Here is a 21,425-nt window from a genome sequence, read left to right on the forward strand (position 1 = left end):
CTCAAGGATTTACTTTCTATATACAAAAATAAACTCCTTTATAAATAGTACAAGCTAGAAAGAAAAAAATTGGTGTGGACGTGCAAAAATAATTCTCCAGGTCATATACCTATATCAAGACCACTTGGTATTCCTCGTGGAAAAAAGGACATCAAGAAGGGAAAGGTGAGGAACAATGAGACCTGGATATAAGTATTTAAATCGCATGCAACTGTATCCGTCACAAACACTTTACAACATGTACGCAGAGGCTGATGATCATGATGAAGTGCAATGTGTGTACGATCACATTGCAAAGTACGGTATGTTACAACATCCAAGCTACATCGATATTGTTGACTTATTAGGGGGGGAAGAGCCTTACGGTCCGTATAACGAAATAGGGATTCAAAAAAGGATTGATGCATACTTAGAGGACTGTAAACAGTGGAGGGATGAGCGATGAGGTGGCAATATGATTACTTGAATGACACGCCGTATCTGTATCCTTCTAAAGAGCTGAGAAGCATGTATAAAGAGTCCAGGGGTAAAGGTGAAGTAAACTCTATTCTAAAACATATGGAAAGACACGAGGTATCTAACAACAAAGAGTACCGCGGTTACTACAGCTTATCTAATGATATTATGGAAGATCTATACGGGGAAGAGGAAAAAATTCTTGAATGGGATGAAATGGTTAATCAGTATCAACCGATTCTCACGTCAAAAGGATTACAACTAAAAAGAAAGAGGGATTCGATATGACACTTGCTGGGGAAGTTGTAGTAATTTGGACAGCGACAGGATTGTCTGTAGTGGTGATGAAGGTAGCTGAGAAAATGGGGATGAGTGTTCCACATTGGCTTCCACGTATGACGATGTATACAACTCTTACCGGCTCGTTTTTGTATCTTCTACGTTATGTGCTAATGGTGTTTCTTTGAAGGAATGGAACCTGGAATCATAGGACACTTTGTTATATAAGAAAAATAACTTGTATGTAAATCTTCCAGTAAAGACCAACTATATCCTTTAAGGATATATAAGGAGTGAACCCCTATGCTTGAATTGTTATTAATACCTGCAGTTTCGCTCGGGTACGCTTTGCTAAATGATAGTTTAAAAGGTAAAGAGGATGATAGAAAGAAGATACAAGTATTCTTTGAAGTAAGTGGGATTGCAATTAGGAAGGATGAAAAATTACATTATCCGGTTTTTCTCGAAAGAAAAGAAGATGATCGTAGTACGACTTATGTATATAAACTTCCGTTAGGGATGCCATCTAAATTAATACAAAAGGTTGAGGATGTTGTAAGTGAAGGATTAAATAAGCCTGTACGTATCAAATACGATAACTACAAGATAATGATTCGGGTATTCAGTAAACGTATCCCAAAAAATGGTGTTGGAATGAAGGGCTAGTAAAAAAAGGTGAATGGCAAGTACCGATGGGGCAAAGCCTCGAGAAGTTAATTTATCATGACTTTGATAAAACTCCTCATATGGTACTAGGTGGTCTTACACGAATGGGGAAAACAGTATTTATGAAAGTACTACTTACTACTTTGATTGAGGCGAACCCTGAAAATGCTCACGTATATTTAATTGATTTAAAGGAAAAGGGATTAGAATTTAGTGAGTTTAGCGGCTTAAAGCAGGTGGTGGAAGTGTCTGACTCTGTAGAAAAAGCACATCATGTATTAAAACAAATAATGAAAAAAATCGAAGAGCGTGGAAAATTCATGAAGGAAAATGGTTACAAGAATATTGTTGAAACAAAAGAAAAAGATCGGTATTTCGTTATTGTTGACGAAGGTGCCGTGCTTGCTCCGGCCAAAGGATTACCACGTCATATTAATAAGATCCGAGAAGAGTGTCAGTACATGCTTAGTTATATAGCGACTGTATCGGGCGGCTTAGGATTTCGTTTGATTTTGGCTACACAGTATCCTACAGTCACATCAATTCCATCAGTAGTAAAGCAGATGTCTGATGCGAAGTTAGGATTTCGGCTACCAACATATAAGGCATCTGAGGTTGTTCTTGATGAATCGGGACTAGAAACATTGCCGTCCTTACCTGGTAGAGCTATTTATAAAACTGATCGACTAACTGAGCTGCAGGTACCGTTTATTAGCGATGAAATGATGTGGGAATATCTAAAACAATACGAGGTGAAAAAAGATGAACATCCAGACACATATCAAAATAAACCGTCAGATGACGATTCTGACCTCGATTAGAAAGCTGAAATTCGCAACACGTAGGCATTTAATGGCGGTGCACGATATGGGAGGGATTCGCAACGCAAATCGTATTTTAAAAGACCTCAGTCCTTATGTAAATAACACAGTGTACCAAAAAGAGTACGTGTATTATCTAAATAAAAAGGGCCGTGAACTGTTCGACGATACAGAGAAGATTGTACCAAATAGTCGACTAGCACACAGCTTAATGAGAAATGAAGCATGGCTCTATCTGTTTTGTCCCGACGACTGGCAGATAGAAGCACCTATACGTTATAAAGTAAATGATAAAAAGAAGACAATTATTCCTGATGTGAAGTTCAGGGATGAAGAAGGCACATTAAATGCTGTAGAAATAGATCGTACGCAAATGATGAACGTGAACGCTGAAAAGATGAGTAGGTACAGGGAATTTTCGTTATACTACAAAAACAAATACAACGGGAAAATACCGTTGATTCATTTCTTTACCGTGACAGAATATAGACAAAAAAAGCTAGAACAACTTGCAGTTAAACATGATGTGTATGCCAAGGTTTATGTAGTTCCTGGTGTTTCGTAATGAGAACATACTGGACTCGTGTAAACATTTTAGGGTGTAATAACCGGTTATGGATTAACGGTGAAAGTGGTGCGGTTTATCAAAGTAAAAGAGATAGCAAACGATGGATATGGAGAAACAATATTATTGATGCACCGGATCTGGATAGTGCTGAAAAGGTTATAAGGTTACTGGATTTACAGCCTGAAACGCACAGAAAGTTGTTTAGTGGTCTAATTACAAGGAAGAGGTGATTCACCTATGAAATTATTCCCACCTCCACAAATCAATCCAATCAATAAGGATGCTGTAATTGATGACTTGAAAAGACGATTAGCAGCAACTGAATTCCAGCGCGATCACTATGAACACTTATACTGGGAATCAAATAGGGAAGCTTATAAATATTGGTGCGAATTGAATTCTAAAAAAGCATTGGATTCAAAGTAGAAATGAGGAGGGGAATTATATGACTTCTATCAAAGTTAACGGTGAATATATAGCTCCAAAAGGAAGCACGATTTGCGAATGGTGTAAACGTACACTAAAAAAAGGAGAATGGGTAAAAAATAATTTTGAATACGGTATCTTTCATGAAGAATGTCACGATGAGTACATGGCGAACGAATTTCCATATGATTACGGTAGATGGGGAAATGATATTACAGAGGAAGATGTAGACTAAAACCTTAGAACCCTAACAGTAATAATACTTATATATTATTACTAATAATATACTCTATATATAATATATATTTATAAGTTATATATTTATATTATATATATAAGGTATATTTTTTATAGAGGGGGTTCTTTTTTGTTTTTGTTTTTACTAGATGTTGTTGTGTATTGTTTACCCCCTCCTAAATTTTTGAGATTTATATATTTTTATTTTGACGACTGTAGAAAGTCGTCTTTTTACATTGGTAATAGATTGCCAGTATATCCGGAGGGCTATATACTGTAGTCATAAGAATTTAGTAAGAGGATGAGGTGTGTACGAATTGAAATATGCTGTATATGTACGTGTATCAACGGATAGAGACGAACAAGTTTCATCGATTGAGAATCAAATTGATATCTGTAGATACTGGATCGAAAAAAACGGGTATGAGTGGGATGAAAATTCAATTTATAAAGACGAAGCTGTATCTGGAACGGCGTGGTTAGAAAGACATGCGATGCAGTTGATTTTAGAGAAGGTTCGAAGAAAAGAATTAGATACGGTTGTTTTTAAGTCTATCCACCGATTAGGGCGGGATTTAAGAGATGCATTAGAAATTAAGGAGATACTTTTAGGACATGGTGTTCGTTTAGTGACAATTGAAGAAGGTTACGACAGTTATTATGAGGGGAAAAACGACTTAAAATTTGAGATGTATGCCATGTTCGCATCACAATTACCTAAAACAGTATCAGTATCCGTATCAGCAGCGTTAGCTGCTAAAGTAAGAAGAGGTGAGTATACCGGGGGGATAGTGCCATATGGATATAAAATTGTAGATCAAAAATATACGATTAATGAGGAAGAAGCTGAACTTGTTAGGAAGATGTACGAATTATACGACAATGGATTAGGTTACATGAAGATTGCAGACGCAATAAACGATATGGGGGTACCATCAAGAACTGGAAAGTTGTGGGCCTATCCAAGTATACGAGCGATAATTACAAATGCTGCATATAAAGGTGATTATATAATGCAGAAGTATGCAGAAGTAAAAGTAGATGGAAGAAAAAAGATGATTATAAATCCTAAAGAAAAATGGGTAGTATTTGAAAATCATCATCCGGCTATAATTACGCGGGATCTATGGGATAGAGTAAATAATTCAAAAACAGATAAAAAAACAAAACGTCGTGTAGCAATAAAAAACGAATTAAGAGGGCTAGCCTGTTGTGCTCATTGTAGGACACCGTTAGCCTTACAACAAAGAATGTATAAAAATAAAGAAGGGGAGACACGTTATTATTGTTATTTAATATGCGGTAGGTATAAGAGAATGGGGGCGCGTGGATGTGTCAAACACTCTGGACTACAGTATAGTGATTTACGCTTGTTTGTACTACAAAAATTAAAAGAAAAAGAAAATGACTTGGAAAAGGTATTTAACTTAAATGACACAGATAAACATCAAGAAAAGCAGAAGAAATTAAGAAAAGAAAAGAAAGAACTAGAGATAAAAAGGGAACGCTTATTAGATTTGTATTTAGACGGTGGACCGATTGATAAAGAAACCTTTACTAAACGAGATAAAAATTTTGAAAAAATTATAAAAGAAAAAGAGTTAGAAATATTAAAATTAGATGATGTTAAGACCTTAGTAGTTGAGCAGCAGAAAGTGAAAGAAGCATTCGAATTGCTGGAGAAGTCCGAAGACCTGTATTCAACTTTTAAAAAATTGATTACAAGAATAGAAGTAAGTCAAGATGGTGTGATAAACATCGTATATAGATTTGAAGAATAATATTTTTATCCTTATTGACATATGAGGAAGCGGGTATAGCGGGAAGAAAGGACAAAATTTAAACCCGTACGGTCCGATTACATTCGATACTTCAGGATCAAGTTCAGGATCTGCTACAGTAGTTGCAGCAGATTTTGCGCCGCTTGCAATTGGAACAGAAACGACGGGATCGATTGTTGCACCAGCGGCGCAGCAATCAGTATTTGGGTTACGTCCATCTTTAGGTATGGTAAGTAGAACAGGAATTATTCCATTAGCTGAAACTCTTGATACAGCAGGACCTATGGCAAGAACAGTAAAAGATGTAGCAACGTTATTTAATGCAATGATAGGTTATGACGAAAAAGATGTTATGACAGAAAAAATGAAAGATAAAGAAAGAATTGATTATACAAAGGATTTATCAATAGATGGATTAAAAGGGAAAAAGATAGGGCTTCTTTTTTCTGTAGACCAACAAGATGAAAATAGAAAAGTAGTAGTAGAAAAAATTAGAAAAGACCTTCAAGATGCAGGTGCGATATTAACTGATAATATCCAGTTAAGTGCTGAGGGTGTAGATAATTTGCAAACATTAGAATATGAGTTCAAGCATAATGTAAACGACTATCTTTCACAGCAAAAGAATGTACCGGTAAAATCGTTAGAAGAGATTATAGCGTTTAATAAAAAGGATAGTAAAAGACGAATAAAATACGGACAAACATTAATTGAAGGGTCTGAAAAATCTGCTATAACGAAAGAAGAGTTTGAAAACGTAGTGCAAACGAGTCAAGAAAATGCAAGAAAAGAGCTAGATAGGTATTTAGTAGAAAAAGGTTTGGATGCTCTAGTTATGATTAATAACGATGAAGTCCTTCTATCAGCTGTAGCTGGTTATCCGGAATTAGCGGTTCCTGCTGGATATGATAAAAATGGAGAACCAATCGGTGTAGTGTTTGTAGGGAAACAGTTTGGTGAAAAAGAGCTTTTCAATATTGGATATGCGTATGAACAGCAGTCCAAAAATAGAAAATCACCTAGTTTATAAAAGATTATATGAAAAATAACTGCCACCGAAATTATGTTGGTGGATTCCAGTTAAACGAATCTAACAATATGAAAAGAAAAAAAGGATTCTTCTCAATTAGTAAGAAAGATTGTCTATAGGAGTTCATAAAATGTAATATATTCAATTTCCATCCATTGAAGGGGGAGGTTAATTCTTAATGAATGAAGTAAAGAGTTTTTTTCGAAGTAGAGGGTTTCAACGGTTTCTCGTTTTAATAATAGTAGCGCTTGTATTATACGCATTAAAAAGTATGATTAATTTAATATTAATTACGTTTATACTGACGTTTTTAATGGATCGATTTCAACGTTTTATTTCAAGAAAATTGAAAGTAAACCGGAAAATTGTTATTGCATGTTTATATATAATACTAGTTTCCTTTATAGGCACCACATTATATAAATATTTACCTGTGCTGACGATACAAATTTCACAATTAATTTATCAATTTAAACTGTTTTTTCAAAATCCACCTGATAATGAAATCGTTAAATATGCACTTTCGACAATTAATGGGATGGAAGTATCAAAATATATAGAACAAGGTGTAGACGTCATATATCAATCAATAGCAAATATAGGGAAGGTAAGTTTACAAATATTATTATCTCTAATTTTAAGCTTATTTTTCTTATTAGAAAAAGAGCGTATTATTACATTTACATCAAAGTTTAAAGATAGTAAGTTAAAAATCTTTTATGAAGAAATTGCATATTTTGGTGAAAGATTTGCAAGATCGTTCGGCAAAGTAATTGAGGCTCAGTTTTTAATTGCCGTTGTAAATTGTATTCTTACTGTCATTGCATTAATCGTTTTAGGATTTCCACAGCTACTTGTATTAGCTGTTATGATTTTCTTACTAGGGTTGATTCCTGTTGCAGGTGTGATTATTTCTTTGTTTCCACTTTGTATCATTGCTTACAACGTAGGCGGAGTTATGTACGTAGTATACATACTCGTATTCATAACAGTAATTCATGCTCTTGAAAGTTATTTTTTAAATCCGAAGTTTATGTCTGCAAAAACAAATTTACCAATATTCTACACATTTATGATTCTTATCTTCTCAGAGCATTTCCTTGGAATATGGGGGCTTATTATCGGGATACCAATCTTTATCTTTTTATTAGATGTACTTGATATAAATAATGAGGATGCGACTAAAAAATAAGAAATGATAGAAAATCACTAAAAAGTCATAGGAGATAATGAAAATAAAAAGCAATCCAAAATAAATTGGATTGCTTTTTATCTTAATTAAAGAACCGGAGCCATTGTTTCTTTCAATACTTGAACAGAGTGGTCGAATTTTAATTCTTCATCTTCACTTAATTCAACCTCTAAAATTTCACGAACACCGCCGCGATTTAAAACAGCAGGTACCCCGATATAAACATCTTTTTGACCGTATTGACCTTCTAAGTAAGCTGATACAGTTAATACACTATTTTCGTCGTTTAAAATTGCTTTTGTAACACGTAGAAGTGACATACCGATACCATAATAAGTTGCGCCTTTACGCTCAATAATATGGTAAGCTGCATCACGGACGTTTATGAAAATTTTGTCTAAATCTTCTTGATTATACGTGTTGTCTTTTTCAAGCAGTGTTTGTAGTTTTTGGATACCAACGGAAACATGGCTCCAAACTGGAAGTTCAGTATCGCCGTGTTCTCCGATAATATAAGCGTGAATGTTGTGTGGACCAATATCGAAGTACTCACCTAACATATAGCGGAAACGAGCAGAATCAAGCGTTGTACCAGAACCGATTACACGTTCTTTCGGTAAACCAGATTCTTTCCAAGTTACGTAAGTTAAAATATCTACAGGGTTTGTTGCGATTAAGAAGATGCCATCAAATCCGCTATCCATAATACTGCGAACGATTTGTTTGAAGATTTTAGCGTTTTTCTCAACTAAATCTAAACGTGTTTCGCCTGGTTTTTGTGGTAATCCAGCTGTAATAACTACAAGGTCAGCATCTTTACAATCTTCGTAGCTGCCTTTCCATACTCTAGTTGGAGCTGGTGCGAATGGAACAGCATGACTTAAGTCCATTGCTTCCCCTTCAGCTTTTGCCTCATTTACATCGACTAAAACAAATTCTTCAGCTACAGCCTGGTTAATCATGCAGTAAGCATAACTACATCCAACTGCTCCTGTTCCTACTAATACAACACGGTTAATACCTTTTTTCATTTCAAAATTCCTCGCAATTTCATTGATTTTATTATGTAAGATAATACGTCTTACTTCTATAGAGTCATATCTAGTTTATTACATTTTATAAAAGATATTCAAGTATTTGAAAATGTATCCGTGCAAATCCGCGAACAAAACATAGGAATTCAGTGAACCGAATATAATTCAGTAAAATCCTTTGTAAAAGGGGAAATGGCATGGGGAATCCATTAGCAATGGAAGAAATGCTTCATATTATTCATGCAGGGCTTGTTAAAAAGAATAACCCAAAACGGATTACGATTGCAGGTGCAGGGATTTCTGGATTAGTTGCAGGTTCTTTATTAAAAGAGGCTGGGCACGAAGTAACGATTATAGAAGCAAATAACAGAATAGGTGGCAGAGTGTATACGATTCGGGAACCATTTAGTGTGGGTTTATATTTTAATGCGGGACCGATGAGAATCCCTGACACCCATAAGTTAACCTTAGCGTATATTCATAAATTTAAACTACCTTTAAACCTTTTTATAAATAAAACTTTTGCAGATATCATTTATACGAATAACATTCAAACGAGATTGAATGTGTTTGAAAATGATCCAAGTGTACTTGAATATCCGGTTTTGGATAAAGAAAGAGGAAAAACGGCAGAAGAGCTAATGATTGAAGTATTAGAACCAATACTAAATTACATTAAGAAGGATCCTGATAAAAACTGGCTTATCGTTGAAAAAAAGTATAAAACGTATTCGCTTGGTTCATTTTTAATGGAGTATTATTCAGATGGTGCGATAGATATGATTGGGGTACTTCTTGATATGGAAGCTTATATGGGAATGTCCTTAATTGAAGTATTACGTGAAATGATTTTCTTTACTTCAACAACGAAATATTATGAAATAACTGGTGGAATGGATAAGTTATCGAATGCATTCTTACCACAACTAAGGGAACATATTTTAATGCCGTATAAGGTTGATAAAATTATACAAGAAGATAATAAAGTAATGTTACAAGGAAATCATGAACAAACGTTAGAGCAATTTACAATAACAAGTGATTTTGCTATTATTACAATTCCATTTTCAGCGTTAAGATTTGTAGAAGTTCAGCCATACTATTTATTCTCTTATTTTAAAAAAAGAGCAATTCGTGAATTAAATTATATTGCTGCAACTAAAATTGCAATAGAGTTTAAAAGTAGATTTTGGGAGAAAGCGGGACAGTGTGGCGGTAAATCTATTACTGATTTACCGATACGGTTTACATACTATCCGAGTTATGGCATTCATACTCCAGGACCAGCTATCGTTATAGCAAGTTATACGTGGGCAGATGAGGCGTTAACATGGGATAGTCTCCCGCAAAGAGATCGTATTCGGTACGCATTAAAAAATTTAGCGGAAATATACGGTGACATCGTCTATAGTGAGTTTGTCACTGGAACATCTTTTAGCTGGAGTAAAAATCCGTATTCTTGCGGTGCATTTACAGCTTTCGAACCAGGCCAAGAGCTCGAGTTATTTCCGTATATTACACCACCATCTGGAAAAGTACATTTTGCAGGAGAGCATACGACATTAACACATGGATGGATGCAAGGGGCAATTGAGTCTGGAGTTAGAGTTGCATATGAAGTAAATGAACAGTGAATCTCTTATATTTACAAATGGTCATTCTTTTAATAAAATGATAAATATAAATCGTAATTATTACGCTTTGAATACATTTGAAGTAAAGAAATGGATGGTCGGTTGAATGAATAAAGTGGAGATTCATATATTAGGTGGTTTTTTAGGTAGTGGAAAATCAACATTATTACAAAATTTATTGTTAGCAGAGAAAAAGAAGAATAGAAAAGTTGCAGTATTAATGAATGAAATTGGTGAATACTCAGTAGATACAGATATTATTGGAAAAGAGAATGTTTTAAGAGAACTTCTTAAAGGATGTATTTGTTGTACGTTAAAAGAAGAGCTTGAAATACAATTACATTCGTTATACCAACAAGAAAGACCAGATGTAATTTATATAGAAACGACAGGTGTTGCGCATCCAATTGAAGTGTTAGACGCGTGTGTCTCGCCAATTTTAGCTCCTTTTCTGGAAGTGAAATCAATTGTAGTCGTTTTAGATGCAGTAAGGTGGTTAAATCGAAGTATATTAAGTGCAAATGTACAACAGCTATTGCATGAGCAACTGAAATTTGGTAGTCACATTCTTGTTAATAAAGCAGATTTACTAACAGATGAAGATAAGAATACAGTATTTGAAGAAGTAAAGGCAATAAATGATCATGCGAAAATGTATGAGACAAAGTATTGTAATATATCTTTAAAAGATATAGAAGAAGCAGAATTTCCAAATGATGAGGAACACGAGACACTACATGTCAAACAGCATTTACATATACAAACAATGACATATCAATTTACGAAACCGATTGATCAAGACAAATTATATGAATGGCTTTCGAATTTACCAGATAGTATTTATCGAGTGAAAGGTTTTGTGAAATTCCATGGAGATAAATACCCTCACCTATTCCAATATTCGTTCGGAGTACCAACTTTATTAGAACAAGACTTCGGTTTCCCGACAAACTTAGTAGTAATAGGAGAAGGACTAGATAAGAAACAATTGGCTGAAGGGTTAGAGAAAGTAGAACTTAACTCTAATTAAGGGGAAAAGACTAACTTAAAAATAAGTTAGTCTTTTTGTATGGTCATTACTGAAATGAAACAGTATTTTCAATTGGATTGCAGAATATATATTGATTGTATGTCCGTTTCCATTACATAGGAAGGTGATTATATATTTGTGCCGAATGTAGAGGGTACTACAAGAGTTTTCCATTATCTATCGAATTAGTTAGTCATGATTACGGACAGGGGATTTTGGCGTGTTTGATTCTATCAGAAAGTAAAGTATGGGGAGGATCACAATGTCGATGAAAAAACGTAAGTGGCTAAAAACAATGTTTACTGGTTGTGTTTTAGGTTCGTTATTAATAACGGCAGCTTGTTCAGGAAAGAAAACAAGTACAGAGGATGAAAAAACGATTAAGGTAGGAGTCCTTGCTTCTTTAACAGGACCGCTAGAATCGTATGGAAAACAAACAGTGAACGGATTTGAATTAGGGTTAGATTATGCAACTGGTGGAACTGGGAAAGTAGATGGGAAAAAGATTAAGTTTGTTGTAGAAGATACAGAAACGAAAGCGGATGTAGCAGTTAAAAAAGCTACGAAGTTATTAGAAGAAGAGAAAGTTGATTTTTTAGTTGGATCGTCTAGTTCAAGTGATACGTTAGCGGTTTTGCCACTGGCTGAAGAATATGAAAAGATTATGGTTGTAGAACCGGCAGTTGCGGATAGTATTACCGGGAAGAACTGGAATAAATATATTTTTAGAACTGGAAGAAGTTCCTCACAAGATGCGATTGCAGGAGCAGCAGCAATTGCGAAAAAAGATGTAAAGATTGCAACATTTGCCCCAGATAACGCTTTTGGTCGTGAAGGGATTGCTGCATTTAAAGCGGGTGCGAAAAAATTAGGTGCGAACATTGTGAATGAGCAATACGCGGATACAAATTCAACAGATTTTACAGCGAATATTCAAAATATCATTAGTTCAAAACCAGATTATTTATTTATCGTTTGGGCAGGGGCAAATTCACCTTGGAAACAGTTGAAAGATATGAATGTGGAAGCGCAAGGTATTAAAATTTCTACAGGTGCGCCAGATATACCAGCATTAAAAACAATGGATGCATTAGTAGGTATGCAAGGTTTTTCTGTATATTATCACACACTTCCAAAAAATAAAGTGAATGATTGGCTAGTTGAAGAGCATAAAAAACGTTTTAATGGTGCAGTGCCAGATTTGTTTACAGCAGGAGGAATGTCAGCAGCAATTTCTATTGTAGAAGCCTTAAAGAAAACAAAAGGTGATACAGATGTAGATACCTTGATTAAGAAAATGGAAGGAATGGAATTTGATACACCGAAAGGAAAGATGAAGTTTAGAGAGAAGGACCACCAAGCGATGCAGACACTGTATTCTATCACATTGAAAAAGCAAGACGGTGTTGATTATCCGGTGCCAGTGTTAGAGCGAGAATTAACGATGAAAGAAACAGAACCACCAGTTCAAAATAAATAGACTGAATTTTCTGTTGTTTTTGTATAAAGAGGGGGGACTCTCTTTATACATATTTCTTTCATACTCACGGCTTTAAAGGGAGGGATTTCGTGACACATTTGCTAGAGACGAAAAATCTTAGTGTATCTTTTGGTGAACATCAAGTTATTAAAGATGTAAATTTAACTGTCCAAAAAGGAAAGCTCATTTCTATTATTGGGCCAAATGGTGCGGGGAAGACAACGTTATTTAATTTACTAAGTGGACAGATTTCACCCACAACAGGTGAAGTGTATTTTAAAGGGCAAGATATTACAAAACTATCGATTTCAGATCGAACACGCTTAGGAATCGGTCGCTCTTTTCAGCTTACAAACATATTCCCAGAACTAACGGTACTTGAAAATGTCCGTTTAAGTGTTCAATCATTCGTACAAGATTACTATAGTTTTTTCCCGAGTTCAGCAAAATTAAAGCAACAAGTTGGAGAGGCGAGACGTTTCTTAAAAACAGTATTACTTCATGAAAAAGAGAACGTATTAGCGAAAGATTTGGCACATGGAGAGAAAAGGAAGCTAGAACTTGCGATGTTATTAGCTTTAAAAACGGATGTGTTATTACTTGATGAGCCGACGGCAGGTATTTCGGTTGAGGAAGTCCCTGCTATATTACAAGTGATTGAAAATATTAAGAAACATCCAGAGAGCACAATTGTACTTATCGAACACAAAATGGATATGATACTAGGTTTGTCAGATCATCTTATCGTTTTATTTCATGGAGAGTTATTGGCTGAAGGATTGCCAGAAGAAATTATGAAAGATGAGCGTGTACAAAGTGCTTATTTAGGGGGGATTATATAGTGGCACTATTACAAGTGAATAATATAGAAACGTATTTAGATCAGTTTCATATTTTGCAAGGAGTATCTCTTGCTGTTGAGAAAGGGACGATTACTGTACTGTTTGGTAGAAATGGGGCAGGGAAAACAACGACATTACGTTCAGTGATGGGGTTTCACCGCATTGCAGATGGTGAAATTTATTATGATAGTGCAAAAGTGAGTGGATTACCTACACATTTAATTTCAAGAAAAGGAATAGGGTATGTACCAGAAAATCAAGGTATTTTTCATGATTTGACAGTAGAAGAAACTTTCGCTCTTGCTAGGGGAAAAGGTGAGGAAGTAGAAGGGAAAATAGAGTGGATGCTGGAACTATTTCCGGATTTAAAGCAGTTTTGGAATAAGAAAAGTGGGCTCTTGAGCGGAGGGCAAAAGCAAATGTTGGCTATTTCAAGAGCGTTTATTAATAGTGATGGATTATTACTTATTGATGAACCGAGCAAAGGGCTATCCCCGATAATGGTGGAGAAATTAATGGTAGCTATTTTGAAGATGAAAGAGAAAACAACAGTTTTACTTGTTGAGCAAAATTTTATGATAGCCAGTCAAATTGGCGATTATTTTTACATTATGGATAACGGACGAATTGTTCATAACGGTTTTATGAATGAATTAAAAAAGGATAAGGAAATGTGTCATAAATATTTAGGAATCTCTTAACATGAATCCGAGGTGAAAAGGATGGATGTGTTAATCAATTTATTTGTAAATGGGATTTCAACAGGGATGCTCATTTTTTTGTTAGCATCAGGTCTTTCACTTATTTTTGGTTTAATGAGCGTTTTAAACTTTGCACACGGTGGTTTGTTTGCATGGGGAGCATTTACAGGTGTTTGGTTATTTAATATGACAGGAAGTTATATATTAGCTTTAGTTGGAGCAGTAGCCATGGGAATGTTCCTAGGATTTATTTTAGAAAGGTTTCTTATTAGGCCGGTATATGGAAATCATGTTCGACAGCTGCTCGTTACGCTTGGAGGAATGCTCGTTCTTAGTGAGTGTATTAAAATATTTTGGGGGCCAAACCCTATTAGTGCAAAATTACCGTTATGGTTACAAGGAAGTTTTACATTCGGAGGTATTATATTAATTAAATATCGTCTATTTGTTATTTTGATTGGGATAATTATTTACATTGCACTACTACTATTACTCAAAAAGACGAAGATAGGTCTTATGATCCGTGCAGGTGTAATGGATAAAGAAATGGTTCAAGCGCTTGGTATTAATGTAAAAGCGATATTTTCTTTCGTCTTTTTATTAGGGGCAGGGATGGCAGCTTTGGGAGGATTCTTATTAGCGCCGTATTCGGGCGTTATTTTCGCCGAGATGGGCATGCAGTATGCAATTTTAGCTTTTATAGTAGTAATTATCGGTGGATTAGGAAGCGTTCAAGGTTCAGCTATTGCTTCTTTAATTGTCGGATTAGCTGGTGCTTTTACAGCGTATTTTATACCAGATTTATCACTTGCAATTAATATGTTAATGTTACTATTTTTCTTAATAGTGAAGCCAACTGGACTTGTTGGTGAAAAGGGGTGAAATGGTGAACAACACATCGGACCGAATTAAAGTATACTTCGGAGTATGTATGCTCATTTGTTTAAGTGTATTTCCGTTCGTAAATGATTCACGGAGCCTGTTAATTTTGTTCACTCAAATCTTCATCTTTGCTATTTTTGCAATGAGTTTTGATGTATTGCTTGGGTATACAGGAATTGTATCGTTCGGTCATTGTATGTTCTTTGGGATAGGAGCATATGGGGTAGCGCTTTTATTTGATCGACAAGGCGTATCAATAACGAACTTTTTAATTGGAATAGTAGCTGCAATTATCGTTTCAGCAATCGTTAGTTATATAATTGGTTTGCTTTCTTTACGATTGAAAAGTCATTTTTATGCAATGTTAACACTTGCTATTTCACAGCTATTTTTTGTACTTGCTGAAAAATGGCGTGGGCTTACTCACGGAGGAGATGGTTTTACATTTGGTGTACCAGACGTATTCCGTGATCGTTTTACGTTTTATTATGTAACACTTATATGTTTACTTATCATTTTTGTTCTGTTACGTCTTTTCACCAAATCTTCTATTGGAAAAGTATTAAAGGCAATTTCCCAAAATGAGCAACGTGTTGAAGCACTAGGATATAAAGTGCTTCATTATAAAATTATTGCTAGCATTGTTGCAGGAGTAGTAGCTGCGATTAGCGGTGGTTTATTTGTTATCACATTGCGTTTTGTTAATACGACTGTATTTTCAATTGAAATGACATTAAATGCATTATTGATGACGATGATTGGTGGGGTTGGAACGTTAATTGGAGCAATTGCAGGAGCTGGAATTATTGAATCTCTAAAATATTATTTATCAGAACTAGCTACAGAGTATCCGATCTTTGAACGATGGACGATTATTCTTGGTTTATTGTACATTATCGTATTGCTAGTTTTCCCGAAAGGATTAGTTGGCACGGTTAAGGGACTGAAGAATATGAAGCGGAATAAGAAGGAGAAAAGTGCAGAAGTGGAGCAAAATGTGTGAAAAATCAATTGTATAGAATATGAAAATCCCTCTTTTAGATTCATAAAGGAGGGATTTTTTATTAACCGAATAGTTCATCAGGGATTTGTTTGAAAGAGTTTTGATTTGTAAAAAAATGAACAGCTAATTTTTCAACTGGAACATCTTCAATTGGTACCAATTTATCATTTTTAATCGGCAAAAAGGCTATCCCTTTTCCGTCCTGAATAAACTCTTCCATAAGCGAATAAGAATCTAATTGTTGAAGTTGACGCTGAGATAAATTATTTTCTTTTAGAAATTGTATCGTCTTATTTCTAAAAGGGCACTTTTTGTCATTGCTAACGAAGAAGAGTTCCTTTGAATAGTCAATGATACATTTTTCTTGATCTTTTAGTAAGCCTATAGAAATTGAAGTAGTAAATACTTTTTTAAAACCTGCACCAGAATCATCCTCATAAGTGATGACCATATCAACTTTTTGTTGCTGCAGTAATTTTGGCAAATGACTACTATTTTCTACATATATTTGATAATTCATGAAATTTTCTTTAATACGCTTACTTAAATAATTAGTCAAAATCGATTGTGACGTCGCGATTATATAAGAAGACCCACTTGTTTTAATTTTATCTTTCGCTTCTTCTAATAGAGTTAATATTTGATTCGTGTAATCTAATAAAATGTCACCAGAAGGTAATAAGGAAACGCCTTTGTTATCTCTATGTAGTAAGGGTGTTTCTAATTCTTGTTCTAATTTTTTGATTCTTTCAGTTACGTTCGGTTGAACATAACCTAACTCTTTAGCAGCTTTACTAATAGAACCCTCACTGGCTACAGTTTTGAATATAATAAGATCATTTATTTCCATGTATCTCAGCCCCTTATGCACTATCATTATAAATGATACCAAACATAATTTATACCTATTTTACGTTAGCTACTTATCGATTTATCATAATGTATATAAGATTGAAAGCGAGTGATAAACATGATTGGAATGCAATATAAGGTCATTTTGCCAAAGGATTATGACATGGAAATTATTAAGAAAAGGGTAAAGGATAATGGTTATAAAACTGATGGTTTCCAAGCACTAAATTTTAAAGCTTATTTAATTACGGAAACGGAGAAAGACGGGAATTTTTATAACTGCTATGCACCTTTATATATTTGGAATGGGCATGAAGGGATGAATAAATTTATCTTTGAAGGGTATTACGATAATATTTTACAATCGTTTGGTTGGCAACAAATACATATAGGTGTTCCATTAGTTGTTAATCTAAGTGATGATTTTAAGAAATGTAAGTATGTTGTTGAATACGTGGGGAGTATTTCTCAAAAGAATTCATTGATTGAAACTCAATTTAACTTTTTTAATAAGAATGTCCAGAATACAGAAAATTGTAAAGGGAATGTAATAGTGTATAACCCAGATAAGTGGGGATATAGTCAGTTTGAATTTTATGAAGTAAAGCCTGAAATTGAAGAGATAGAGGATATTACATTATATGAGGTTTTACACATTTCACAGTAGATGCGGAATTGAAATAGAAATAAATTATTTATAAAAAATCCATTTTGATTCAAGTAATAATGTTCAAAATGGACTTTTCTTAATTATCTTATGTATATTCAAAACAAATTACTGCTTTTCTTAATTCTTTATTAAAGAATAAGTAAATACGATCGGCACCATAAGCTTGAAAATAATATCCTGTAACAAATCCAACATATGTAAAGGGATGTCCATATTCATCTTTTGGTACATATAGAAGATTCGTAAAGTCAAAAATTTCGTCTTCGTTATCGCAGTCTTCTAATAATTCTTCACCTTCTTCTGTCATAAAACGAACATCATCTAGGATACCATTTACCACAGGATAATTTAATCCCCAGCCATTTGTTTGTTTTTCAACAAACTCTTGTTCTAATACTTCTACAGATGTTATTTCTTTTCCTAAGCTAGAATAAGGATAAATTTTTTGATTACGTTGAAAATACTCTTTACGGATTTGATAATCTCTTTTATTACTCTCATAGGCTTGTTCTATTATGTCAGAATTATTTTGTTCGATTTCGAAATAATTCCAATCCGCTTCAAATTTATATTTTCCATTAATGACATCGAATCCTAATGTATCTGCTTTCGTAAAATTTGTGTGAAATGGTTTGGTGAAATCACCCACGCAACCATCATGGATTTCTTTTGCTGACACAATATGTACCCATTCGTCCAATTCCGGTTCAATACATTGTAAGTTTATAGAACAAATGGGTAAAAAGTGCTTTTTATGTTGTTCCAAATCATCATAAAATATGTCTTCATATTCAGGGAATGGTTTTATAAATTGTTTAGAAATATGCATGTTCTGCCCACCTTTACATTAGTGATTTGTTTAATTTTATCATTTTATTTTAATTTTTTCTTATTTAAAAATTTATGATACACATAGTTATGGGAATAAAGAGTTCGTAAGTAAGGTGGATGTCTTATTGTTAAAATTTTATCATATGTCGAACAGTTGAGAGATGAAGCAAAGTAAGACTTCATACTTATACATAGCCTTATTACATTCGACACATAACGACAATATGCTGTTCATTTATCTGTTAGTATAATATATAGTTTTTGAGGATTTTTATCATTTTTACATTGGGGGAAGGGAATTTATGTTTAAAAAAATCGCAACAGTCACTTTAGCAGGGACGTTAGCTTTCAGTTTATCGGCATGTGATGAGAAGAAAGAAGTAGCTAAAACTGTATCAAATAATAAGAAGGAAGAGCAAAGTAGTGCCAAAAAAGAAAATACGAAGAATGAAGATACAAGAGAATATAATGTTGAAAAAACTACTCAAATTAGAAATCAAAAATTAACAGTCCATAAAGTACAAATAGCACAAGTGGCAGAATATGATAAGCTGGAAAAAGGTAATGAGTTTGTTATTGTTCATGTTACAGTAGAGAATATTGGTAATCAAAAAGTTAGAATTAATCCATTAGATTTTTACCTTGAAAGAGGAGATGGAAGTATCGTGGACCATACATTTTCAACTAGTAATAAAAACGTTTTTAAAATTAAAGATGTAGATCCAAACGGTAAGATAACAGGAGCCATAACGTTTGAAGCGAAAAAAGGTGATTCTAATCTTGAATTAATTTATAGACCTGATGTTATGTCTAAAGAGGAAGTAAAGGTAGAACTTAAATGATATATCCTGTAAAAGCCCAATTGGTGTAAACAAGGGTTTTTTATGCAAACTTATACAGGTTTTACATGAAGACGGTATGCTCAAATGAATTTACGCTACGATAAAAGAAAATAATAGATTAGATGGTGTGAATTTCAAACATACGGTTTTGAAAACAAAAAATAAATGCATGATAAGGATTGGCGTTGGAGCTTAATCCTTTTTTTATGAAGATGTAGAGAATGGCAAGTAGAACTAATACTACACGAGTGATGCCTTTAGTTAAGTAAAAGTAAGTTGAGTTATATAAAAAAGGTGATTTTCTCTTGCATTACTATCACTTGAGTGGTAAAGTGATAGTAAGATTCACGATAGGAAGTGATCAAACATGCGTGATAATACGATAGGGTCATTAATATGGTTACGTTTAATACGATTTACGAACCAAAGTAATCAATTGTCAAATGAGTTTTTAAAACGTTTTGATTTAACGACAGCTCAATTTGATGTGCTTTTGCAAATACGTACGTATCAACCACTAACACAAATGGAGTTAGCTGAAAAGGTAACTGTTACACAAGGTGGCATTTCTCGAATGTTAACTCGTCTTGAAAAAGAAGGATATATTGTACGAAAACAAGATTGGAAAACGAAAACAATTAGTCTTACAGAGCAAGGAGAAGCAGCTTTAGAGAGAGCATTGCCAGAACAACTTGCATTTCAATCTTCGTTTTTTGATGATGTATTAAATGAAGAAGAGCAGAAAATATTATACGAGCTGATGACGAAAGTTCATAAGCATAGCGAAAAAAAAGAATTACCGCAAGAGTAATTTTTTTACACTATCAATTGACTAATCAAGTGATGGTGTAGGTAATACGGAGATAAACTTGACTTACCAACGTTTTTAGAAAAAAACTAATACTACTTTATTAAAGGGGAGAGTAACTATGGAAAAATACCGTATAGATACAAGAAAAGGAATTGAGTTTGGATTATATTCAATTGGTGATCATGTTTTAAATCCACATAATGGGGACAAAATTACGCCAGAGAAAAGAATTCACGAACTAATTGAAACAGCTAAGTTAGCAGATGAGGCAGGGCTTGATGTGTTTGCTGTCGGCGAAAGTCACCAAACACATTTTACAACGCAAGCTCATACAGTTATTTTAGGTGCGGTCGCGCAAGCTACGAAAAATATAAAAATTGCAAGTTCCGCAACGATATTAAGTACATCTGATCCAGTTCGAGTATATGAGGATTTCGCTACCATTGACTTGATTTCTAATGGACGTGCAGAAATTGTGGCTGGTCGTGGATCTCGTATTGGAGGATATAGTTTACTTGGTTATGACGTGAATGATTATGAAGAATTATTTGAAGAGAAGATGGATCTTTTATTAAAAATTAATAACGAGGAACATGTAACATGGAATGGACAGTTCAGAGCACCGCTCGCACATGCATCGGTTATTCCAAGAGCGAAAAATAATAACTTACCAATTTGGCGTGCAGTTGGAGGTCCACCAGCTAGTGCAATTAAAGCAGGACGTGCAGGTGTGCCAATGATGATAACAACACTTGGTGGTCCAGCAATTAACTTTAAAGTGTCAGTAGATGCTTACCGCGAGGCTGCTCAGCAAAGCGGATTTGATCCAGCTAGTTTACCAGTTGCGACAACGAGTTTATTTTATACGGCAAAAAATTCACAAGATGCACTTAGTGAATATTACCCTCACATTAATGCTGGTATGCTTACACTGCGCGGTGATGGGTATCCGAAACAGCAATTTACAAATGCAATAGATTACCGTGATGCTTTAATGGTTGGTAGCCCACAACAAATCATTGAGAAAATGCTTTACCAATATGAATTGTTTGGCCAACAACGCTTTATGGCACAAATTGATTTTGGCGGTGTACCATTTGATAAAATTGAGAAAAATATTGAATTAATTGCTACTGAAATTTTACCAGCCGTTAGAAAACATACAGCAAAATAAATAAAAAAACTGAGAGTTTAATCGACTCTCAGTTTTTTTATTTGTTCTGGAAAAATGACAAAAAAATGAACTTTTAGTCGAGGAAGAGGGAAGTTGTTTTCTATTTTTGAATAACATTATTTCGAGTTTGAATTTTGAAAATACATTTTTCTCTTGACAAAAAATAAGCATTTATCGTGGGTG

At 34.2% G+C, this 21,425-nt stretch carries 22 protein-coding genes and 3 pseudogenes; 22 read left to right on the plus strand and 3 right to left on the minus strand.

What is annotated here, in order from left to right; all coding sequences use genetic code 11:
* The first annotated feature begins 175 nt into the window (after positions 1 to 175).
* The 11 genes and pseudogenes from BC_RS09545 to BC_RS09600 all read left to right on the plus strand — a co-directional run bounded on the left by BC_RS09545 (position 176) and on the right by BC_RS09600 (position 7,456).
* Positions 176 to 445 carry a hypothetical protein gene (locus BC_RS09545; protein WP_001247348.1) on the plus strand — a complete coding sequence of 90 codons (270 nt, stop codon included), beginning with the start codon at positions 176 to 178 and terminating at the stop codon, positions 443 to 445.
* Entirely contained in the window at positions 442 to 744 is a 303-nt protein-coding gene (locus BC_RS09550) for a hypothetical protein (RefSeq protein ID WP_001267619.1), read from the plus strand. The genes BC_RS09545 and BC_RS09550 overlap by 4 nt, the downstream gene beginning before the upstream one ends.
* The gene (locus tag BC_RS09555; RefSeq protein ID WP_000170794.1) at positions 741 to 923 is read left to right on the plus strand and encodes a hypothetical protein; all 183 of its coding nucleotides are present in this window, start codon (positions 741 to 743) and stop codon (positions 921 to 923) included. Before BC_RS09550 ends, BC_RS09555 begins: the two co-directional genes overlap by 4 nt.
* Before the next feature lie 115 nt (positions 924 to 1,038).
* A pseudogene (locus BC_RS09565) lies at positions 1,039 to 2,222 on the plus strand (FtsK/SpoIIIE domain-containing protein).
* Entirely contained in the window at positions 2,164 to 2,787 is a 624-nt protein-coding gene (locus tag BC_RS09570; protein WP_011110021.1) for a replication-relaxation family protein, read from the plus strand. The pseudogene BC_RS09565 and the gene BC_RS09570 overlap by 59 nt, the downstream one beginning before the upstream one ends.
* Positions 2,787 to 3,020, plus strand: coding sequence for a hypothetical protein (locus BC_RS09575; protein ID WP_001261512.1), 234 nt, complete (start codon positions 2,787 to 2,789; stop codon positions 3,018 to 3,020). Before BC_RS09570 ends, BC_RS09575 begins: the two co-directional genes overlap by 1 nt.
* A gap of 7 nt (positions 3,021 to 3,027) precedes the next feature.
* Positions 3,028 to 3,216 (plus strand): hypothetical protein, encoded by a 189-nt coding sequence (locus tag BC_RS09580; protein WP_000765496.1) that lies wholly within the window; start codon positions 3,028 to 3,030, stop codon positions 3,214 to 3,216.
* A 19-nt stretch (positions 3,217 to 3,235) separates the two neighbouring features.
* The gene (locus BC_RS09585) at positions 3,236 to 3,451 is read left to right on the plus strand and encodes a hypothetical protein (RefSeq protein WP_000200736.1); all 216 of its coding nucleotides are present in this window, start codon (positions 3,236 to 3,238) and stop codon (positions 3,449 to 3,451) included.
* A 310-nt stretch (positions 3,452 to 3,761) separates the two neighbouring features.
* Positions 3,762 to 5,234, plus strand: a complete 1,473-nt coding sequence (locus tag BC_RS09590) for a recombinase family protein (RefSeq protein WP_000273126.1) — start codon at positions 3,762 to 3,764, stop codon at positions 5,232 to 5,234.
* Positions 5,235 to 5,262: 28 nt separating this feature from the next.
* Positions 5,263 to 6,264, plus strand: a pseudogene (locus tag BC_RS09595) (amidase family protein); the annotation flags it as partial.
* Positions 6,265 to 6,442: 178 nt separating this feature from the next.
* Positions 6,443 to 7,456 (plus strand): AI-2E family transporter, encoded by a 1,014-nt coding sequence (locus BC_RS09600; RefSeq protein WP_001006597.1) that lies wholly within the window; start codon positions 6,443 to 6,445, stop codon positions 7,454 to 7,456.
* An 86-nt stretch (positions 7,457 to 7,542) separates the two neighbouring features.
* On the opposite strand, the gene BC_RS09605 is transcribed toward BC_RS09600, so the two are convergent.
* Positions 7,543 to 8,487, minus strand: coding sequence for an L-lactate dehydrogenase (locus BC_RS09605; RefSeq protein WP_000715321.1), 945 nt, complete (start codon positions 8,485 to 8,487; stop codon positions 7,543 to 7,545).
* A 200-nt stretch (positions 8,488 to 8,687) separates the two neighbouring features.
* Between BC_RS09605 and BC_RS09610 the strand changes: the two genes are divergently transcribed.
* The 7 genes and pseudogenes from BC_RS09610 (at position 8,688) to BC_RS09640 (ending at position 16,062) form a co-directional block, all read left to right on the plus strand.
* Positions 8,688 to 10,124 carry a flavin monoamine oxidase family protein gene (locus BC_RS09610; protein WP_000528002.1) on the plus strand — a complete coding sequence of 479 codons (1,437 nt, stop codon included), beginning with the start codon at positions 8,688 to 8,690 and terminating at the stop codon, positions 10,122 to 10,124.
* A 106-nt stretch (positions 10,125 to 10,230) separates the two neighbouring features.
* Positions 10,231 to 11,154 (plus strand): CobW family GTP-binding protein, encoded by a 924-nt coding sequence (locus tag BC_RS09615; protein WP_001044939.1) that lies wholly within the window; start codon positions 10,231 to 10,233, stop codon positions 11,152 to 11,154.
* A gap of 262 nt (positions 11,155 to 11,416) precedes the next feature.
* Positions 11,417 to 12,634 (plus strand): substrate-binding domain-containing protein, encoded by a 1,218-nt coding sequence (locus BC_RS09620; RefSeq protein ID WP_000061996.1) that lies wholly within the window; start codon positions 11,417 to 11,419, stop codon positions 12,632 to 12,634.
* Between the two features lie 89 nt (positions 12,635 to 12,723).
* Positions 12,724 to 13,498: pseudogene (locus tag BC_RS09625) on the plus strand (ABC transporter ATP-binding protein).
* The gene (locus BC_RS09630) at positions 13,476 to 14,177 is read left to right on the plus strand and encodes a branched-chain amino acid ABC transporter ATP-binding protein (RefSeq protein WP_001196695.1); all 702 of its coding nucleotides are present in this window, start codon (positions 13,476 to 13,478) and stop codon (positions 14,175 to 14,177) included. Before BC_RS09625 ends, BC_RS09630 begins: the two are co-directional and overlap by 23 nt.
* Positions 14,178 to 14,198: 21 nt before the next feature.
* Positions 14,199 to 15,059 (plus strand): branched-chain amino acid ABC transporter permease, encoded by an 861-nt coding sequence (locus BC_RS09635; protein WP_000382787.1) that lies wholly within the window; start codon positions 14,199 to 14,201, stop codon positions 15,057 to 15,059.
* Between the two features lie 49 nt (positions 15,060 to 15,108).
* A complete protein-coding gene (locus BC_RS09640; protein WP_002040965.1) occupies positions 15,109 to 16,062 on the plus strand; it encodes a branched-chain amino acid ABC transporter permease in 954 nt (317 codons plus the stop codon).
* A gap of 61 nt (positions 16,063 to 16,123) precedes the next feature.
* Here BC_RS09640 and BC_RS09645 read toward each other — a convergent pair whose 3' ends face one another.
* The gene (locus tag BC_RS09645; protein WP_000405005.1) at positions 16,124 to 16,912 is read right to left on the minus strand and encodes a LysR family transcriptional regulator; all 789 of its coding nucleotides are present in this window, start codon (positions 16,910 to 16,912) and stop codon (positions 16,124 to 16,126) included.
* Positions 16,913 to 17,032: 120 nt separating this feature from the next.
* Between BC_RS09645 and BC_RS09650 the strand changes: the two genes are divergently transcribed.
* Positions 17,033 to 17,581, plus strand: a complete 549-nt coding sequence (locus BC_RS09650; RefSeq protein WP_000579891.1) for a DUF4865 family protein — start codon at positions 17,033 to 17,035, stop codon at positions 17,579 to 17,581.
* Between the two features lie 88 nt (positions 17,582 to 17,669).
* Here BC_RS09650 and BC_RS09655 read toward each other — a convergent pair whose 3' ends face one another.
* Positions 17,670 to 18,413, minus strand: coding sequence for a hypothetical protein (locus BC_RS09655; RefSeq protein ID WP_000548215.1), 744 nt, complete (start codon positions 18,411 to 18,413; stop codon positions 17,670 to 17,672).
* 304 nt (positions 18,414 to 18,717) lie between these two features.
* Here BC_RS09655 and BC_RS09660 point away from each other — a divergent pair, with 304 nt between their 5' ends.
* The 3 genes from BC_RS09660 to BC_RS09670 all read left to right on the plus strand — a co-directional run bounded on the left by BC_RS09660 (position 18,718) and on the right by BC_RS09670 (position 21,242).
* On the plus strand, positions 18,718 to 19,257 hold the full coding sequence (locus BC_RS09660; protein WP_000473156.1) for a DUF4352 domain-containing protein: 540 nt from the start codon (positions 18,718 to 18,720) through the stop codon (positions 19,255 to 19,257).
* Between the two features lie 367 nt (positions 19,258 to 19,624).
* Positions 19,625 to 20,068, plus strand: coding sequence for a MarR family winged helix-turn-helix transcriptional regulator (locus BC_RS09665; protein ID WP_001205510.1), 444 nt, complete (start codon positions 19,625 to 19,627; stop codon positions 20,066 to 20,068).
* A 118-nt stretch (positions 20,069 to 20,186) separates the two neighbouring features.
* On the plus strand, positions 20,187 to 21,242 hold the full coding sequence (locus BC_RS09670; protein WP_000417543.1) for an LLM class flavin-dependent oxidoreductase: 1,056 nt from the start codon (positions 20,187 to 20,189) through the stop codon (positions 21,240 to 21,242).
* The last annotated feature ends 183 nt before the right edge of the window (positions 21,243 to 21,425 follow it).

It is taken from the genome of Bacillus cereus ATCC 14579 (assembly GCF_000007825.1).
Lineage (GTDB): Bacteria > Bacillota > Bacilli > Bacillales > Bacillaceae_G > Bacillus_A > Bacillus_A cereus.

Coding starts and splice junctions, on each gene's coding strand:
- BC_RS09545 (WP_001247348.1), top strand. CDS start 176: ATGAGACCTGGATATAAGTATTTAAATCGCATGCAACTGTATCCGTCA.
- BC_RS09550 (WP_001267619.1), top strand. CDS start 442: ATGAGGTGGCAATATGATTACTTGAATGACACGCCGTATCTGTATCCT.
- BC_RS09555 (WP_000170794.1), top strand. CDS start 741: ATGACACTTGCTGGGGAAGTTGTAGTAATTTGGACAGCGACAGGATTG.
- BC_RS09570 (WP_011110021.1), top strand. CDS start 2,164: ATGAACATCCAGACACATATCAAAATAAACCGTCAGATGACGATTCTG.
- BC_RS09575 (WP_001261512.1), top strand. CDS start 2,787: ATGAGAACATACTGGACTCGTGTAAACATTTTAGGGTGTAATAACCGG.
- BC_RS09580 (WP_000765496.1), top strand. CDS start 3,028: ATGAAATTATTCCCACCTCCACAAATCAATCCAATCAATAAGGATGCT.
- BC_RS09585 (WP_000200736.1), top strand. CDS start 3,236: ATGACTTCTATCAAAGTTAACGGTGAATATATAGCTCCAAAAGGAAGC.
- BC_RS09600 (WP_001006597.1), top strand. CDS start 6,443: ATGAATGAAGTAAAGAGTTTTTTTCGAAGTAGAGGGTTTCAACGGTTT.
- BC_RS09605 (WP_000715321.1), bottom strand. CDS start 8,487: ATGAAAAAAGGTATTAACCGTGTTGTATTAGTAGGAACAGGAGCAGTT.
- BC_RS09610 (WP_000528002.1), top strand. CDS start 8,688: ATGGGGAATCCATTAGCAATGGAAGAAATGCTTCATATTATTCATGCA.
- BC_RS09615 (WP_001044939.1), top strand. CDS start 10,231: ATGAATAAAGTGGAGATTCATATATTAGGTGGTTTTTTAGGTAGTGGA.
- BC_RS09620 (WP_000061996.1), top strand. CDS start 11,417: ATGTCGATGAAAAAACGTAAGTGGCTAAAAACAATGTTTACTGGTTGT.
- BC_RS09635 (WP_000382787.1), top strand. CDS start 14,199: ATGGATGTGTTAATCAATTTATTTGTAAATGGGATTTCAACAGGGATG.
- BC_RS09640 (WP_002040965.1), top strand. CDS start 15,109: ATGCTCATTTGTTTAAGTGTATTTCCGTTCGTAAATGATTCACGGAGC.
- BC_RS09645 (WP_000405005.1), bottom strand. CDS start 16,912: ATGGAAATAAATGATCTTATTATATTCAAAACTGTAGCCAGTGAGGGT.
- BC_RS09650 (WP_000579891.1), top strand. CDS start 17,033: ATGATTGGAATGCAATATAAGGTCATTTTGCCAAAGGATTATGACATG.
- BC_RS09655 (WP_000548215.1), bottom strand. CDS start 18,413: ATGCATATTTCTAAACAATTTATAAAACCATTCCCTGAATATGAAGAC.
- BC_RS09660 (WP_000473156.1), top strand. CDS start 18,718: ATGTTTAAAAAAATCGCAACAGTCACTTTAGCAGGGACGTTAGCTTTC.
- BC_RS09665 (WP_001205510.1), top strand. CDS start 19,625: ATGCGTGATAATACGATAGGGTCATTAATATGGTTACGTTTAATACGA.
- BC_RS09670 (WP_000417543.1), top strand. CDS start 20,187: ATGGAAAAATACCGTATAGATACAAGAAAAGGAATTGAGTTTGGATTA.